The organism is Haemophilus sp. THUN1692, from assembly GCF_059704395.1.
In genome coordinates, this window is sequence record NZ_AP046579.1 from 547,101 (window position 1) to 563,276 (window position 16,176).

Consider the following 16,176-nt stretch of genomic DNA (forward strand, 5'->3'; position numbering starts at 1 on the left):
GAACTGTCATCTTTTAGTTGATAGTTCAGTTATCAAGGAATACTTGAATACTGAATCAATCTACCACCAAGGCACCAATCTTGATGGCATATAAAAAGAACTTATGCCAAAACTCTATTTGTGAACCATACTTTTCTTCAAATGCTTTTACGTTTTGATGTAATTCATTGTGATGAATTCGGCAAAGCGGAATACAATCCAAATCATCGGCTTTACTTCCTATCACACCATTACCATGGCCAATTAAATGATGTGGATCATCTGCTTTTACCACAGCACACACAAGGCTGAGTTTTTACCCAACGTAACCATTTTTCAGAACGGATATATTGTGGCTTTGGTCTTGCCATATATTGAAGTGGGGGATCATCATCTGCTTTTAAATTTAAAATGGCTTTATCTAAACGGTCCATGTGATAAATAAGAGGATCTTCGAAACGAGTAGAACTTTCTTTATTATCTCGTTCTTAATTTTTAACACTAAAAACCTTTCTTAATAACGCATCACTTAATAAACGTTGAAATCCATTCTTAAAACAATACAGCACTAAATCTGATTCTGTTAAAGGACGAGCATGTTTTAAATCTACTTGGATTTTTGCAATGATTGCTTGCTCTATATTTTGTTCCACCACCAACGTTGCTTTTTCTGCATCATAGTTTCCCTTGCGCATTTCTGTATCGTGGTGCCAACAAGTTCTGATAAAACCGTCTAAGTGCGGAGTAATTGTTAATTCTTTATGACAGTATTCACCATCACTCAACTGACAATGCTTAATACTGCCCACAAAATTCATCAACGCTTTTTTTGTAAGTAATTTTGACCGCACTTCCTTATTTTTTAAGAAATCCACCACCAACGGTGGAAATTCTTCACTAATAGCCCCTTGCCAATTAACTACACCAGATTCCTTATGTTGTAACTCAATAAGTTCTGGCATTAACACCATTCTCTTCGTCATTACTTGTGCAGCATTGCTGCGGAATTCTAAACATCATTAAACTAAGGTCTGATTGTTTATATGGTGTCAACAACAATACTTGCATTAATGCCCCCGCAACGATCCTTTAATGCTTGCAATAATCTCTGCTTGGCGTGCTTTTGAAACTGGCATTGATGTAGCTTGCGATGGTAATTGTTTAGTTGGCTCTGGTAACACTTCACCATTTTTTAAACGATCAGCCATATTGCGTAAGGCCTGTTTAATTTCTTTGCGTAACTGCTCCACTGACCAAGTGTATCGACGACAACGACAATACAAATCAGTGATCAACCAATATTCCACGGTAGAATTGAATTTAAATTTATCCACATCAGCCATACCGCAACGTTGAAAGCTTGCTAAACGCTGTGCTAATTCTTCTTCTGACGGAAAATTCATTGGGATTTTGCACCATTCAATAAAGTCAAATAGGTTTGGGAAATAATCATTTCTTGCTGCACGAACTCTTGCTAATCCAAGCTCTAACATATCCACAGATAAAACATCATGGTTCACTAACTCTTCAATCCAAATAAACTTCGCCTCTTCCAATGCTTCGTCTGTTGGGTAGTTATAGTGCCAACGGTTGCAGTAAGTGCAGAGACGATTAAATAACTGATTCACTAAATCAGAAACCTGAGCCGTTAAATCCACGCTTGCCACGAGGTTTGCTTGTTGAGTTTGTTGTAATGCGTTCATTGTGCTAATCCTGCTTGACGGAGTTTTTTAGCAACTTGCGGGTTGCGAATTTGAATTTGTCTGCCTTTCGCCCAATCGGTGCTACGGCTTGCTGGGTTTGGCGCTTGGTGTGATTTGCCTTGCACCACCGTGCCATCAGCAAGCACCCATTTGCCATCACGCATTTGAGGTTTTCCTCGATTTTCCCAGCTCTCAGACATTACCGCATATTCGGCAAAATTGTTTGGGCGAAAAATCGTACTTGGGCGTAAATAATCCTGCATTTCGTGGTCAAAGCCCCATTTCGCAACAAGATAATCCACCACACGCTGACAAGTTTTTAAATCAAATTCCTCCAAACGCGCCCCTATGGCTGATTTGGTTGTGGCGGTAAGTTTAAAAGCGCTCGGCTTACGTTCGCCACGTTGCTCAGCAAGTTTTGCCAAAGCGGTGTTCAAATAATCCAGCACCACAGATTCCACAGGGGGGCTATAGGGGGGGGATTTATATTTGTTTTATTATTTGTTTTTGTAGGGTGGCGTTTTTCGCCACTGGTAGCACTTTCCGCCACTGGTTTATTTTCAACGTTAGGAAGGTCTTTCACTAAATAGAATTCAGTCGTTCGTCCAGCGGTTTTAACAGTACGAATCAAACCAACTTCTTCAAGCTCTTTAAGGATTTCATAGATAGTTTTGTCTCGGTTAATGCCAGTGAATTGTTTGAATTGTTCAATAGAAATAAAATCACTCTCTTTCTGCCAACCAGTCGTTTTACGAGCTACCAATAAATAGGCTTTTACAGCGTTACCAGAAAGGGCAAACATCACTTCATCTACAAAAGCATTAGGGATCTGAAAAGAATTAGGGATAAATTTGCTCATAGCATTAACTCCGAAGCGTAACGTTGTGCGATCCATTGAATACCTTTCGATGTCACGCGAGTTTGTGTAAAGTTGTGACCGTGCTCTGCTGTACCAGTTTTTACAGTAAATAAACCACGGCTTTGTTTGTCTGAATATAGAATAAGATTGCCTGATTGACGATATAACGCTTTATCACACTCTAGTGCAGCAATCATCGCTTTCTCTGGCATATTTAAGATTTTTGCCGTTTCGCGTAATGATTTTGTTGTGCCAATATCAACGTAAAGATCCACAAAGTCCGCTTTAGGTTTCATCGCCTTGTTCTCTAACGCTAAAGCTTGTTTCTCTTTCTCTGATGCCACCAACTGCTCTAAGGCTTGAAGATAATTTTGCGGTAAAAGTGCGGTCGAATTTTGTTGGTTTTCTAACTCTTGCCAACGGTCAATAACTGCCGCTGTAAATTCTGGTGAAAACTGAGCAACTAAAATATAAGTGTCGCGCTTATTCAAAAAATACTCATAGTAGATTTGACCATTCTGTGAGTGGGTGTACGGTTTCGGCTGATCCCCCCCAATAACACCTTTTGAAATAAGTGTTTCAATGCTTTTACACACGTCACTATGTCTAGAATTAACAAGTTTTGTTATTTCTCGACTGCTCATTGTTAATGCACTTGCATTTTTATCATTAATCGGTAATAATTCATTCATCTTGTGAACTCCTTGTGAGTGTAATTAACCACGGTGGCCGCCGTGGTTTTTTATTGCCGTTTATTAAGTGAAATCACGCATTCAATAGAATGTTGTGTTGCAGCTAAATGTTTATTTAATAACTTGCGGATCAAATCTTCTTCACTACTGGTAATCTCACCATCAGCAAGTGCTCTTTCTAATGCTTCAAATAACAATCCACGAGCTGATAACTCATGTAATTGAATATTTGCCATTTCTACTGCATCTAAATCATCTGCACAGGTATCTGGTACAAAACGTCCACCAGCGGCACGGCATAATTCTTCAATAAATTGTGTGCAACCATATTCAAGCTGAATAGCGATTAACTCTTCATTTTTGAACCGTTGGCCCTTTGTTTGATAAAGACGATTATTTAATTCACTTTCAGTAAATCCCAAGAATCCAGCTACCGCACTTTTTCCACCAGGAATCTGTTAAATCATCTCTATAATGGTTTGTTTCATTGCCATAATTTTTGCCTTATTTTTATGGTTTTCTTTTTGATTTTTACTGATAAATTAATCCCACAAATCGGGGCGTAATTCAGATTTTTTAACTTTGCCATTAGTAAGTTCTTCAATCTTTGCACAGCGTTCAGCTGGTACTTTTTCACGCCATTTTGATACAGCCCAAGGTGTGATATTGAAGTGCCGAGCCATAGCAGAAATACCGCCTACGATTTCATAAGCTTTTTCGATTGGTAGCATTTCAACCTCTTTTCTATTTTAGGTAGTATAATTACACTACCTAAAATAGAATTGAATCAACTGTTTTATTTACGTATTCTCTACCTTTAGTAGAAATAAGGGGGTTATATGTCAGATTTAGCAAGCCGAATTAATAAATTAATGGCTCAGAAAAATAAAAGAATAGGAGATCTTCAAAAGGCTTTAGGCGTAACCTATGAAATGGCAAGACGTTATACGCTTGGAACAGCCACACCAAGAGATGACAAAATTGAATCTATGGCTGAATACTTTGGAGTTAGTCCTGCTTATTTGAAATATGGCTCTACTGACTCAACTGAAACAAAAGTTACATCAAACATAAAAGAGCTTGGATTCTTTGATTTGTGGGATAGAAATACACCACTAAATAATGATGAAGTGGCGGTGCCTTTTTATCAAGATGTCCGACTTTCTGCGGGTAATGGGTTTGCAGATGACATCGTAGATTATAACAACTTTAAATTGCGTTTTTCAAAATCAACACTACGTAAACAAGGTGTACAGTACGAAAATGCGGTATGTGTAATTGCTGACGGTAACTCTATGGAACCTGTTATTCCAGATGGAACAACGGTGGGAATTGATTTGGGCAATAAAACCATTAGAGATGGGAAGATATACGCAATAAACCACGGTGGATTGCTGAGAATAAAACTACTCTACAATATGCCTAATGAACAAGTGAAAATCCGCAGTTATAACAGTGAAGAGCACCCTGACGAAATAGCAGAGTTACAAGACATTTCAGTACTTGGTAAAGTGTTTTGGTATTTGGTTTTACTATAGACATTAACACTGGATATTGTTGATCTTTAATAACAACCAACATAAGGAACAATATGGCAAGCATTGAAGATATTATTATTCCTCAGCAAGAAATCGATCATATTATGGCGATGAAAAAGCAAATTCATTTTCAACGCGCCACGTGGGAGAGAAAGCAGAAGAATCAACCCTACCCTTATTGGCTGGAATTAAGGCTTCCATTCTTTGATAGCGATAAATTGCCAATACCTCAACTTAGAGCTTTATTCTCCTACCGACCTGCACGCAGAGAAAATTTAATGCCATCGATGAGTTTTATCGCTTTCTATAAAAACAGACGATTATTCGCTGTAGATCAGGGCGAAAGGCTCGTTCATGTAAATAGAATAACCAAAGTAAATCCAATCGCAGAAAGCCGTATTTGTGGCGCTCATTATCATATTCTGCATGGCAAAGAGAATCAGGAAACAGGCTATTTACTAGATGAAAAATATCAAAAATCAAGTGATTTTATTGAATTAATGTGGTATTTTTTAGCAAAATTTAATACTGTCGCAGTGGGGAATATTCCCCATCCAATATTATCAAACAACGGACAAATGGAGCTATTATGATATGCAGAACGGTCTTATCCAATCTAGGCTATGAATGTCATTCTATTGCCGATGATTTGATTTTAATTAACACTCCTTTCACCCTTGAAGATGGTAGCGTCATTCAGGCATACATTGAACAAGTTGGAGAAGATCATTTTACTGTAACCGACGACGCGCAAACCTTGTGGGAAATGAACGGGCGTGGAATCAACCTCACCAATAACCGCATAGACCATATAAAAAGCACGCTCAAACGTTACGGATTAAATCTGAACGACCGCGCGGAAATCAACACGACAACAAGCGGTGAAATGCTTGCGCATAATTTGCAACGTGTGATTCAGGCAGCGATTGTTACAGATACGCTTGCTATGGATTGGTACAATATTCCATCGGATAAATTCGAAATGACTGTGAAATCTGATTTCCGCCACCATCGATTCCACCAAGACCTAGGATTTGATGTGAAAAAATCAGGATTGAGCTGTCATCAAATCACAATCCCTATTGTATTAAGTGGCGGAGAACGACATACCAAGCAAATCTTCACAACCAGCGTAAAAGCAAAAGGCAGTTGGAGTAGCGCTTATGGTGTTCTTGGTAAAATAATGGATCTAACCAATCCGACAGCACAAACAAATGATGAATCTTATGTGGTAATTGATGATAAAGCGGTAGGCGATCAGTTAGATAAACTTATTCTACTCTTTAACCAATCACCAGCAAAGATTCTACCCTACGATGAAAAAGATATTTGGCTTAATAAAATCGCCGCCTAATAATTAAACCGCCCTCGTAGCGGTTTTTTTTATTAGGTTTCATTTATTAATTATAAATAGATGTATCTACTGGTTTTAAACTTCCTATCTTGAGCTTATTAACATCTCTGATTATTTTCTTCACATTATCAACATTAAATACAGCTTCTTCTATACCGCAACCTGGTGTATTAGTTAAGGAAAAACAAGAACATTTGTATTATTATTGCCTGAATGGAACGCATAAACATTATATCCATTTGTTGTTGGAGCTATTCCAATTTCTTTTGAAAAACTGTCATTTCTTGATTTTGCTAATTTATTCCATTCTAGGAATTTATTAAGTATTGATAAATGCTCGCTTGCATGCTCAGATGGGATTTTTAAGGTAAGGTTTGCACCCATTCCATTATTCATGCGATATGTCTCCACCACATACTCAATCGACTGATTGCCATTAGGATAATCAACTAAATAAGCGGATGTCGGTCTTTCCATATATGTTTATGCTACATTATTAAATACCATTCCTTTCACATCTGTAGGTATTTTTGAAACATTATTTGCTGAAGAACAGCCAATAAGTAAAGCACATGAAAGTGCAGTTAAAAATATTTTTCTCATATAACCTCCATTAAAAAGTGCGGCCATTCTACTTAAAAAAATTAACGTATTCCGTGATCAGCATCTCAAATTACAATATCCACCGCTTAAAAAATAAGCAACCAAACGCAACCAACAAAATATTTTCACTTAAAAATTAAATAAATACTACTTTTAATAGAAATCAATTCTACTTTATGCAAATTTTAGTTGTATAAATATCTACTTTAAGTAGAATTAACCACAACAAAGCAAAACACTTTGAAACGTTCTTTAAAAATTTGAAACAGGTTAGTGATGGGTTTTAGTGAGTTTATCAAGTTCGCTGATGATAAAAGGCTTAATCAATGTATTCACTTCATAGCAATTATAAACCCAAGAGTGCGAAATGAGATTCAGGCTAATCAACTTCTCAATAGCCACCTTGGTTTTAAAATCCTCACTCCAAATTTGCTCGCCTAAGCAAGATGATACAAGAATTTCCTTTTCCAGTTCGGAGAGATTGGAGAGCAACTTAATTAGCTTATCAGATTCCGAGGATGTGATGGAAACTTGGTGAAATTTAGTAAAAGCAAGCTTTATGCCATTACAAAGTAAAATCCAAGCCCCAGTGGAAAGTAGCGTAAAAATAATACTACCAAGAGCGGAAAGAGGAAACCAATTAGGAAAGAATATCGGGGTTTTAGCATCCATATCTGCCGCTAATTCAGGAGGCATAAAGTAAAAACTGCTAAATAAGAAAACGAAGAACATAGTCATATGAGTGAACACAACCTTAGTCAATATAGTGTTAAGTAGTTTGGCGTACTCTTCCATGATGTTCCTCTGATTAAATTGTAGTCGCAGAGAGCATTATATTCCTCGATGTAGTCGCATACATGAGGACTTGAACCTTACAAGTATAAAGAAAGGCACTCATCATTAACCTGTTTTGAATTTTCGACAATTTGGCTACAGAATTACAGTGCATAACGGTATTAAGCGGTCGTTAGATTAAAAGCCCTAACCTACTTAATAACACTGTGGTTTAAAGTCTGCCCATGCAAAGCCAGTGAGAAACGGTGCAGTTGCCGAAAGTGGAGCTCAAGCAGGCGAATATCCCAATGTGGATATTTCAAAACACATTTGCTAGTACAGAGACACAACGGCATGTGAAACCGTTGCGAATGATAGATGAAGTGTGTTTTGAAATGGCAAAACCATTACAACACTTATTTAGCAAGGCTCTGTGAAGGTTGAGTTTACATTAAAGAAAATGGATAGCGATAATCCATCCGTTCAAATTCAACACAAGCTAAGCTATATCAAACCTACAAAACGCGGGAAATCTTCCGAAGAGGATACTACTGCGACACCAATGTACGTACATAAAGGTGGTGCACTTTATGCAACGCCTGAAAAACCAGAGCCAACACCAAATGGCACTTTAAAAATTGTAAAAGCAGCATAGGAGCTTTAAATGAACGAAAATTTACAACAACTTAAAGAACTTGTTTTATCTAGTGTTCACGTAGGAAAAAGCGATTATCCAATCGCTATTCTGCCAAGTGATATGAAAATCCATTCATTGGAATCACAAAATCAATTCCGCAATCAATTTCGTGCCGTATTTTCAACATATAACTTCGATAGTTTTACTGCTTATGCCGCACAGTATCAGCAAGAAAATGCTCAATGTTTTATTGATGAAAAAAATCTTGGTGCAGAAATTGTCTTTGATATTGGCTCTCTCAAACAACCGCTTCACGCCAATCATCGCGCACTTTTAAATATGGAAAAAACGTCGGCATTTAAAGCACTATGTGATTTCCAAGGTAAAAAATGTGATCAGCGTGAATTTTCTGAATGGCTTGAAGATTGGCGCGATTTCATCACTGCTTACAGTGAGGATGATGAATTAATGTCATTCACTTCAGCAATTCAAGCGGTGCGTAAAATTACTTTAGATTATGCTAGAAATGAAGAACACGAAGTTGGGGAGTTTGCTGCATCACGTTCAGCGATGGAAAGTGTAGAAGCGAAAAGCAAGTTACAACTACCGAAATATTTTGTGTTTAACACGCACACATACAAGGGCTTAGATAGCCAAGCATTTACGCTTCGCTTATCAATCCTTACGGGTGGTGATAAGCCAATGCTAGTAGCTCGTTTGATTAAAGCAGAACAAATCCAAGAATCTATTGCGCAAGAATTTGCGGATAAGCTCACGCTTGCTTTAAAAGAAACAAGCATTTCAGTCAGTGTTGGCACAATGCAAATCTAAACTAAGCTTGAGCCTTGCAAGCATAAAGAAAGGCACCCTATCTAGACAAAATCAGCATAGACTGATTGCACTACTCCACTGACCGCCTGAAAAGTGCGGTCTTTTTTTACGCCAAAGTCGAGGTTCAAAATGAAAAAACATCAACTTAAAAACAGTTTTACCTACTTTATGAAAGGCACTGAAAAAGCATTAAAAATTATGACTTGTCTCTTTGGTGCAATCATCGTGTCGGCAGTTATCAGTTTAGGTGCAAAAGCCAATCAAACAGACTGGCACGACAATGAATTAAGCCAACAAATCCAAGCAGAAACACAGTGTGAACTGAAAGGTGGCATATATGAAAATGGCGTATGTTTACCACCAAATCTCACACTCACAGCAGAAAAAGAACTGCAGGATTACACCGCACAAAAACAAGCAGAAATTAACCTCACTTTAGGAGAAAAGCAATGAAACCCTCCGATGATTACTACTATCAACTCGATGCTGCACACCAACGTAAAGTGGATTGGCAAGCAGGCTATGAAATCGCCTTAGATGAAGTCGCCACGGAAATCGACAATGATTTAAAACAAGGCGACCAAACGCATTATCACGAACTCACAGAAATGCTGTGCGATAACGATAATTTCTGGCTTGCCATTGGTAGCGGTGCAAGTTATGAGCCTTATAGACAAGAGGCAATTAAGAAAATCGCCGAGCGTGAATTGCACGAAAGAATGAATGATTATGACCCTGATTAATGGAGGGGCGAGATGCTTAATTTTGATGATTTAGAAGATGTTCATATTGAAGATGAAATCAAACCCAAAATTGATTTATCTAAAATCCCCCACCCAACTCCAAAGGGAATAATTGAATTAAAACGTCTCTTTTCTGCCATTAGAAAAGGCGTCAATCCTGATTATGTTATTAATCGTAAGATTATCGATGAAATGTATATCAAAATTTAAATTGAACTAAGGATAAATGATGAAACTTTACGAAATCACCGAACAACTCGAAAACATCAAAGAATTGCTAGAAAACCCTGAATTTGCAGATAACGCTGACATTGCCAAAGCATTAGATGCAGTGTAGCAAGATTTTGACAAAAAAGCGGAGAATGTCGTCTATGTCATTAAAAATACAGAAGGAGACATTGAAGTGATTGACGCTGAAATTAAACGCTTACAGGCAATGAAAAAGCAACGCCAAAACGGTATTGAGCAGATTAAAAACTACCTCAAACACAACATGGAAGCAACAGGCACGGCAAAAATTAACTGTCCTTTGTTTACCATTTCTTACCGCGAAAGCAAGCAAAGTGCGGTGCAATTAGACGAAGATTTATTTCTCGCCAACAACTGCGATGAAACCCTTGTTAATGTGAAAATCACAGCAAATAAAACCGAAATTAAAGCACGATTAAAAGCAGGGGAAGAAATTCCTGGTGCGAAATTGGTTGATAGTCAAGTTCTGACAATTAGATAGGAAATAAAAAATGAGCATTGCAACATTAATTTTAGGCGAAAGCGGAACAGGAAAATCAACCAGTTTACGCAATTTCGACCCGAAAAAAACCTTACTGATTCAATCCATTCACAAGCCACTACCATTTCGCCCAAAAGGTTGGCAACAGTGCGAAAAAGGCAAAGGCGGTAACATTTTCACCACTGATAATGCCGAACAAATATGCAAAGCAATGGTGCGTGCACCGCAAGATATTATCGTGATTGACGATTATCAATACATCATGGTGAATGAATTTATGCGTCGCGGTATGGAAAGGCTTTGACAAATTCACCGATATTGGAATGAACGCATGGAAAATTTGCGACCTTGCCACCAAACTTCCAGCACACAAGCGCGTGTACATTCTCGCACATACACAAAATGATGATTATGGTCGCACTAAAATTAAAACTATCGGGAAAATGCTAGATGAAAAAATCACTTTAGAGGGAATGTTTACTATTTGTTTACGCACCGCAGTGAAAGATGGGGTGTACCAATTTTCCACCCAAAACAACGGTTCTGACACCGTAAAAAGCCCGATGGGCTTGTTTGATAAGCTATTTATTGACAATGATTTGGCATTAATTGATGACATTATCTGCGATTATTACGGCATCTCACAGGATGAAACATCCGTAGAAAAAACAGAACCAACCGAACAACCAACCACAGGAGAAAACTAAAATGGCAGTCATGTTCACTTACAACGAAGAGCAAGCAGTAAAAGGCGGACAACCCGCTTTTATTACAGAAACTGGCGCATACGTAGGGAAAATTCTTTCCGCTAAATACACCAAATCGCAAGGCGGTGCACAAGCAATCGAATTTTCCATTGAAACCGATGATGGAATGCTAGGTAATTATCTTTCCGTCTATTACAAAGGCAAAGATGGCAATGATTTATCAAGTGGCTTAAATATGATCCAGGCGATTATGGGGGTTACATGCGTCAAAGAATTGACGGTGAAACGACAAGGCAATGATGATATTGCACCAGAACTCACTAATAAACGCATTGGCCTGTTCTTGCAAAAAGAACTCACGACCAAAAACGATGGCTCAGAAAGCTACCGTTTCTCTATTACTTGCCCATTTAGTGCTGCATCAGGGAAAACATTAGCTGAACATCTTGCAGGTGAAGAGCCAAAACGCATTCAGTGGCTCACGGAGCACGCCAAAGATAAAGATAACCGTGCTAAAAATACACGCCAAGAACAATATCAGGCACAGCATCAATATTATCAATCCACCGCACCTGGCTACCCACAAGGACAGCCTGCATCAAGCAATAGTGGGTTTGATGACGATATTCCGTTTTGAGTGGGGAAAGTATGAAAATATTTTCTTTATCAGAGAGACAAACAAAGTACTTCACAGATCTTGCTAAAAACAGTAAATCGGGTTTTATTGGTGTTTCTTGGTACGAGCCTGAACGGAAATGGAAGGCGATAATTACCAGTAATGCTCAGTTATTTACGTTGGGATTATTTGATGACCCAGTTAAAGTAGCAGTGGTTAGAGATAATAAAGCTGTTGAATTATGGGGTGCCAATGCCGTAACAAATGATAGGCTGGGGCTTTTTAAAAAAGAGGAGCGGCACTTTTGGGTGCCCGATGAAGAGAATCTACAAAAGCGAATTAATAATTGCTTGCCTCGGCATCTTCAATATTTTGGCAGAAAGTTTTTTGGCCTAGTTACTTTCGCCAGAGAAAAGGGTATCACTTTTCAAGAGGCTATCAAACATCAATCGGAGTTAAATAGTTTATCTAAAAAAGATAGAGCCAAAATCATTACTAGACTAGAACGCGAAAAGCTTATTTATATTGATAAACAAAATAACAATAGTGTAGATAAAAATAACATCTACTCTATCAGTTACCAACCAAAGAAACTCATTAAGGAGCAAAAAATGAGCGTTAAAAAAGACACATCAATAACCCTAGAAAAAGCCAACTCATTAGAGCATAAATCCCCAGAAGAGTTAGCGGCAATGGCACAAGAGCTGCTTAAACTTTCAGAGGTAAAAAAATAAGAAATTGCGAATGGAGATGTACTTAAAAAACAAATTAGACCATTAATTCTCGCATGTTTCCAGGCTAAAGGCAAAGTTGAACGCTCTCTAAATGAACTCCTCGATGTGACAACTGAATTAGATAACTCTCTAAACGCTCTTCGTGATGCGATGAAATAATTTAATTACGAAGATGATGCTTAAAATCTGCCGCTATTAATTAGCGGCTTTTTTATATCTCCAAAAAAATCATTATGAGCAAAGATGCAAAAATACTAATGCAACAAATCGAGCAGTTAAAGCAAGAAATTGATTTACTGAAAAAAGAAAATGAACGGTTGCGTATCCAAGCTGATTTTGGTTTAGAGCGGAAAATGAAGGTAAACCAACGACTTATATCTCAGAAGAAAGAAATTAATAAAAAGGAAAACAATGAACCTACTAAAATCCCTCGCTAGAATAATCCTCCGAAAGGAAATGGAAAATAACAAATTCCACTTTGAAAAATTAGGCAATGAAAATCTTGCCAAATCAAGACGCATTAAAGAGCTTGAAAGCGATAATGAACGCCTAAGAATTAAAGTAGAACAAATTCGACAGGACAATTTAAAACTCCGAGAAAATCGACCGCACTTTAAACATCATAAGAAAAAAGGAGGGAGAAAATGAATGAAATTAACATCAAACTCCCCTTACATAAATTCCAAACATTAATGCACCGTTATGTTAGAGACACCCTACACGATAACGGAACGCCTGTTTTAATCTGCATCCATGATGTTAAAGAGTATTGGGCTATGCTAGATAGCCACACAAGAGAAAAAATTAAGGGCGAAGTGACATTTTTTATCAAAGAATATCATCATCTACGCAATGATGAATTCTTTAAGAAAGATTTAGCTGCTTGGAGTGAATTAGCTGACTGGATAAATGAAAACCGCAGCAGCGCATCAACAACACCTACAACAGCAAAACTGCTTGTGCCTGTGTTGCCTGTGGTAAATCTTGGTAAGCAAAATGGTGTATATGGCGCACGCCCTAAATCTTAATCAAGACTGTGACGGCAAAATCTGTCACACCGAACAGACACAACAATATTAACAAACCACCGCTCTTATGAGCGGTTTTTTATTGGAGGAAATATGGATGGAACAAACTCTTACAATAAAACAAACAGCTAAATTACTTAATCTAAGCTATAGCACGGTTTTCAATCATCGCCATAAATGGGGGTTCTTCCAGATGGAGGGATCTAATATTTGGTTAGTTGAGAAATCAGTACTTGAACAACGCAAAAAAAGCAGAATAATCTATACTGCGATGTGCAGGTCGGCGATTATTCTGTGGAGAATAGAAAATGTCGATCAGAAAAAATAAATACGGCGTATGGCAAATCGATATTGCCACACCGAGCGGAGAAAGAATTAGATGCTCTGCTAAAACAACTGAAAAGCGGCTCGCGCAAGAGTACCATGACAAACTAAAACACGAGCTTTGGCAAGTTGAAAAACTAAATAAGAAACCCGAGAGAACCATTGAGGAGGCCTTAATTCGGTTTCTTGAAGTATCGCAAGGGCAAAAAGATTTTGCCACAAAAATTCGCCATGTAGAATATTGGCGTGAAGTATTGGCAGGACGCTTACTCAGCTCTTTAACAACAGATGATATTCTTAATGCCCTACCTACCCATAAAACAGGGACAAAAGAGCCAATTTCCCCATCAACTCAAAATCGTTATCGCTCCTCTATTATGCGCGCCCTATCTATTGCACAGCAATCAGGTTGGATCGATAACATCCCTTATATCCCAAGAAATAAAGAGCCTAAAGTAAGAGTACGTTGGATAAGCCAAGTCAAAGCACAAGGTCTTATCAATGCTATGCAATTGGATTGGATGAAAGATGTATGTGCATTTGCTCTAGCTACTGGTGCGAGAGCGAGCGAAATTCTTACTCTTACTTGGGATAAGATTGATTTTGAGAGACAAATAGCCATTGTAAGTAGCGATATTGCAAAATCAGGAAGAGCGAGATCGTTACTCTTGGGCACCGAGGCTATGGATGTTTTGAAAAGACGAGCCAATTTACGCATGTCACCTTATGTTTTCCATCGAGGAAAAGGAAAACGTATAAGTGAAGTCGATAAATACGATTTTAACCGCGCACTTAAACGCTGCAAAATTGAAAATTTCCGATTCCACGATTTACGCCACACATGGGCAAGTTGGCATGTTCAAAATGGCACACCATTGATGGTGTTAAAAGAACTTGGCGGATGGGAAACATTAGAAATGGTTAAGCGTTATGCGCACCTTAACGCCAAACACTTGTTAGACTACGCAAATCACGTCAAATTTACGTCAAAGTCATCATTTGATACATCAAATATCATTGCGGAAAATGATGAAATTAGCGAAAAAAGCACAAATAAAAAAGCCGTAAATCATTGATTTCCCTCGTGATTTACGACTTTACTTAAGTTGGTGCCTAGGGTCGGACTCGAACCGACACGTTTATTCAACGGCGGATTTTGAATCCGCTGCGTCTACCAATTTCGCCACCCAGGCTTAATGGTGTTGAATTATACGTATATATAAATGTGTGACAAGTAAAATTTTTTAGAAATAATCTATTTGTTTTAAAAATAATCAAAGGATTTTCTGTTTTTTAAAAATATCGCCAAACAAATGCAATAACTAAGATACATAACATGATTAAAATCTGAATCAGTCGTTTTTTTGTTAATTTTTCTGCTGCCATAATGCTTTACTCTTCTTAAAATGACTATTTAGTGGTATAATTGTTGAGTTAGATCAATTTTACACTAATTTTTCGAAATATTTGAGGCTTACATGAAAAATTTCGTTGCAGAAACCAAGGCAGGACGCCGGGTTCAATCGGGAGGTTGTGCTATTCATTGCCAGGATTGCAGTATTAGCCAACTTTGTATTCCTTTTACGCTGAACGAACATGAATTAGATCAGCTTGATAATATTATCGAACGAAAGAAACCCATCCAAAAATCACAAGTTCTTTTTAAAGCAGGTGATTCCCTCAATTCAATTTATGCAATTCGCTCTGGTACGATTAAAAGCTACACGATTAGCGAATCTGGCGAAGAACAAATCACTTCATTTCATTTACCCGGTGATTTAGTTGGCTTTGATGCCATTACTCAAATGCAACATCCTAGTTTTGCTCAAGCTTTAGAAACAGCAATGGTATGCGAAATTCCTTATGATATTTTGGATGATTTAGCAGGTAAAATGCCAAAATTGCGCCAACAAATTTTGCGTTTAATGAGTAATGAAATTAAAAGTGATCAAGAAATGATATTGTTACTGTCTAAAATGAATGCAGAAGAACGTTTGGCTGCTTTTATTCATAATCTTTCGAAACGATATTCTGCTCGTAGTTTTTCAGCTAAAGAATTCCGCTTAACTATGACGCGTGGCGATATTGGTAACTATCTAGGTTTAACAGTTGAAACTATCAGTCGATTATTGGGACGCTTTCAAAAACTAGGCGTTCTTACAGTGCAAGGAAAATATATTACAATTAATGATCTCAATGCTTTAATTGAATTAACTGGCACGAATAAAACCAAAATAACATTAGTTGAATAATTTTTAAGGCGTAAATTTCACGCCTTTTTTGTTTTAATAAAAAATAAATTTTGCACTAGATCACCTTTTTGA

At 37.7% G+C, this 16,176-nt stretch carries 26 protein-coding genes, 1 tRNA gene and 2 pseudogenes; 18 read left to right on the forward strand and 11 right to left on the reverse strand.

Annotated features, from left to right (window positions below):
* Nucleotides 1–55: 55 nt before the first annotated feature.
* The 8 genes and pseudogenes from AC6H0A_RS02475 to AC6H0A_RS02510 form a co-directional block, all read right to left on the reverse strand.
* Nucleotides 56–413: pseudogene (locus AC6H0A_RS02475) on the reverse strand (DUF968 domain-containing protein).
* 54 nt (nt 414–467) lie between these two features.
* Entirely contained in the window at nt 468–941 is a 474-nt protein-coding gene (locus AC6H0A_RS02480; protein WP_144064303.1) for a hypothetical protein, read from the reverse strand.
* A 105-nt stretch (nt 942–1,046) separates the two neighbouring features.
* Nucleotides 1,047–1,682, reverse strand: coding sequence for a replication protein P (locus AC6H0A_RS02485; protein WP_005641692.1), 636 nt, complete (start codon nt 1,680–1,682; stop codon nt 1,047–1,049).
* Nucleotides 1,679–2,131, reverse strand: a complete 453-nt coding sequence (locus tag AC6H0A_RS02490; RefSeq protein ID WP_070047048.1) for a conserved phage C-terminal domain-containing protein — start codon at nt 2,129–2,131, stop codon at nt 1,679–1,681. The genes AC6H0A_RS02485 and AC6H0A_RS02490 overlap by 4 nt, the downstream gene beginning before the upstream one ends.
* The gene (locus AC6H0A_RS02495) at nt 2,116–2,541 is read right to left on the reverse strand and encodes a replication protein (RefSeq protein WP_070047049.1); all 426 of its coding nucleotides are present in this window, start codon (nt 2,539–2,541) and stop codon (nt 2,116–2,118) included. The genes AC6H0A_RS02490 and AC6H0A_RS02495 overlap by 16 nt, the downstream gene beginning before the upstream one ends.
* Complete coding sequence (locus AC6H0A_RS02500) at nt 2,538–3,233, reverse strand: phage antirepressor KilAC domain-containing protein (RefSeq protein ID WP_005641694.1); 696 nt, start codon at nt 3,231–3,233, stop codon at nt 2,538–2,540. The genes AC6H0A_RS02495 and AC6H0A_RS02500 overlap by 4 nt, the downstream gene beginning before the upstream one ends.
* 50 nt (nt 3,234–3,283) lie before the next feature.
* The gene (locus AC6H0A_RS02505) at nt 3,284–3,688 is read right to left on the reverse strand and encodes a YmfL family putative regulatory protein (RefSeq protein WP_253181221.1); all 405 of its coding nucleotides are present in this window, start codon (nt 3,686–3,688) and stop codon (nt 3,284–3,286) included.
* Nucleotides 3,689–3,775: 87 nt separating this feature from the next.
* Complete coding sequence (locus AC6H0A_RS02510) at nt 3,776–3,964, reverse strand: transcriptional regulator (protein ID WP_005641697.1); 189 nt, start codon at nt 3,962–3,964, stop codon at nt 3,776–3,778.
* A gap of 108 nt (nt 3,965–4,072) precedes the next feature.
* On the opposite strand from AC6H0A_RS02510, the gene AC6H0A_RS02515 reads away from it, so the two are divergent.
* From AC6H0A_RS02515 to AC6H0A_RS02525, 3 genes are read left to right on the forward strand one after another with little or no spacing between them, the layout of a single operon-like run.
* Entirely contained in the window at nt 4,073–4,771 is a 699-nt protein-coding gene (locus AC6H0A_RS02515; protein ID WP_005641699.1) for a LexA family transcriptional regulator, read from the forward strand.
* A gap of 53 nt (nt 4,772–4,824) precedes the next feature.
* Complete coding sequence (locus AC6H0A_RS02520; RefSeq protein WP_005641702.1) at nt 4,825–5,364, forward strand: hypothetical protein; 540 nt, start codon at nt 4,825–4,827, stop codon at nt 5,362–5,364.
* Nucleotides 5,361–6,125 carry a DUF1828 domain-containing protein gene (locus tag AC6H0A_RS02525; RefSeq protein WP_005641704.1) on the forward strand — a complete coding sequence of 255 codons (765 nt, stop codon included), beginning with the start codon at nt 5,361–5,363 and terminating at the stop codon, nt 6,123–6,125. The genes AC6H0A_RS02520 and AC6H0A_RS02525 overlap by 4 nt, the downstream gene beginning before the upstream one ends.
* Nucleotides 6,126–6,299: 174 nt before the next feature.
* On the opposite strand, the gene AC6H0A_RS02530 is transcribed toward AC6H0A_RS02525, so the two are convergent.
* Entirely contained in the window at nt 6,300–6,602 is a 303-nt protein-coding gene (locus AC6H0A_RS02530; protein ID WP_044232847.1) for a hypothetical protein, read from the reverse strand.
* 396 nt (nt 6,603–6,998) lie between these two features.
* Complete coding sequence (locus AC6H0A_RS02535; protein ID WP_005641707.1) at nt 6,999–7,523, reverse strand: hypothetical protein; 525 nt, start codon at nt 7,521–7,523, stop codon at nt 6,999–7,001.
* A gap of 412 nt (nt 7,524–7,935) precedes the next feature.
* Here AC6H0A_RS02535 and AC6H0A_RS02540 point away from each other — a divergent pair, with 412 nt between their 5' ends.
* The 14 genes and pseudogenes from AC6H0A_RS02540 (at nt 7,936) to AC6H0A_RS02605 (ending at nt 14,928) form a co-directional block, all read left to right on the forward strand.
* Nucleotides 7,936–8,157 carry a YfdP family phage-associated protein gene (locus AC6H0A_RS02540; protein ID WP_497512371.1) on the forward strand — a complete coding sequence of 74 codons (222 nt, stop codon included), beginning with the start codon at nt 7,936–7,938 and terminating at the stop codon, nt 8,155–8,157.
* Between the two features lie 9 nt (nt 8,158–8,166).
* Nucleotides 8,167–8,970 (forward strand): DUF2303 family protein, encoded by an 804-nt coding sequence (locus tag AC6H0A_RS02545; protein WP_005641709.1) that lies wholly within the window; start codon nt 8,167–8,169, stop codon nt 8,968–8,970.
* Between the two features lie 129 nt (nt 8,971–9,099).
* Nucleotides 9,100–9,423 (forward strand): hypothetical protein, encoded by a 324-nt coding sequence (locus AC6H0A_RS02550; protein WP_005641368.1) that lies wholly within the window; start codon nt 9,100–9,102, stop codon nt 9,421–9,423.
* Entirely contained in the window at nt 9,420–9,713 is a 294-nt protein-coding gene (locus AC6H0A_RS02555) for a hypothetical protein (protein WP_005641370.1), read from the forward strand. Before AC6H0A_RS02550 ends, AC6H0A_RS02555 begins: the two co-directional genes overlap by 4 nt.
* A gap of 12 nt (nt 9,714–9,725) precedes the next feature.
* A complete protein-coding gene (locus AC6H0A_RS02560; protein ID WP_044232675.1) occupies nt 9,726–9,923 on the forward strand; it encodes a hypothetical protein in 198 nt (65 codons plus the stop codon).
* A 142-nt stretch (nt 9,924–10,065) separates the two neighbouring features.
* Nucleotides 10,066–10,443 (forward strand): annotated as a pseudogene (locus tag AC6H0A_RS02565) (siphovirus Gp157 family protein); the annotation flags it as partial.
* 10 nt (nt 10,444–10,453) lie between these two features.
* Nucleotides 10,454–10,747, forward strand: a complete 294-nt coding sequence (locus AC6H0A_RS02570) for an ATP-binding protein (protein WP_253181225.1) — start codon at nt 10,454–10,456, stop codon at nt 10,745–10,747.
* Nucleotides 10,713–11,150: a hypothetical protein gene (locus tag AC6H0A_RS02575; RefSeq protein WP_253181224.1), complete on the forward strand. Its 438-nt coding sequence runs from the start codon at nt 10,713–10,715 to the stop codon at nt 11,148–11,150. The genes AC6H0A_RS02570 and AC6H0A_RS02575 overlap by 35 nt, the downstream gene beginning before the upstream one ends.
* 1 nt (nt 11,151) lies before the next feature.
* The gene (locus AC6H0A_RS02580) at nt 11,152–11,787 is read left to right on the forward strand and encodes a hypothetical protein (protein ID WP_005641376.1); all 636 of its coding nucleotides are present in this window, start codon (nt 11,152–11,154) and stop codon (nt 11,785–11,787) included.
* 11 nt (nt 11,788–11,798) lie between these two features.
* Complete coding sequence (locus tag AC6H0A_RS02585) at nt 11,799–12,500, forward strand: DNA-binding protein (protein ID WP_497512375.1); 702 nt, start codon at nt 11,799–11,801, stop codon at nt 12,498–12,500.
* Nucleotides 12,501–12,733: 233 nt separating this feature from the next.
* A complete protein-coding gene (locus AC6H0A_RS02590; protein WP_044232677.1) occupies nt 12,734–12,937 on the forward strand; it encodes a hypothetical protein in 204 nt (67 codons plus the stop codon).
* A 19-nt stretch (nt 12,938–12,956) separates the two neighbouring features.
* Entirely contained in the window at nt 12,957–13,148 is a 192-nt protein-coding gene (locus AC6H0A_RS02595) for a hypothetical protein (RefSeq protein WP_253181199.1), read from the forward strand.
* The gene (locus AC6H0A_RS02600) at nt 13,145–13,528 is read left to right on the forward strand and encodes a hypothetical protein (RefSeq protein WP_005641383.1); all 384 of its coding nucleotides are present in this window, start codon (nt 13,145–13,147) and stop codon (nt 13,526–13,528) included. Before AC6H0A_RS02595 ends, AC6H0A_RS02600 begins: the two co-directional genes overlap by 4 nt.
* 308 nt (nt 13,529–13,836) lie before the next feature.
* Nucleotides 13,837–14,928 carry a tyrosine-type recombinase/integrase gene (locus AC6H0A_RS02605; RefSeq protein ID WP_005641388.1) on the forward strand — a complete coding sequence of 364 codons (1,092 nt, stop codon included), beginning with the start codon at nt 13,837–13,839 and terminating at the stop codon, nt 14,926–14,928.
* Nucleotides 14,929–14,959: 31 nt separating this feature from the next.
* On the opposite strand, the gene AC6H0A_RS02610 is transcribed toward AC6H0A_RS02605, so the two are convergent.
* Nucleotides 14,960–15,045: transfer RNA gene (locus AC6H0A_RS02610), tRNA-Leu, on the reverse strand.
* A gap of 285 nt (nt 15,046–15,330) precedes the next feature.
* On the opposite strand from AC6H0A_RS02610, the gene fnr reads away from it, so the two are divergent.
* Nucleotides 15,331–16,104, forward strand: a complete 774-nt coding sequence (fnr, locus tag AC6H0A_RS02615; protein ID WP_005641391.1) for a fumarate/nitrate reduction transcriptional regulator Fnr — start codon at nt 15,331–15,333, stop codon at nt 16,102–16,104.
* The last annotated feature ends 72 nt before the right edge of the window (nt 16,105–16,176 follow it).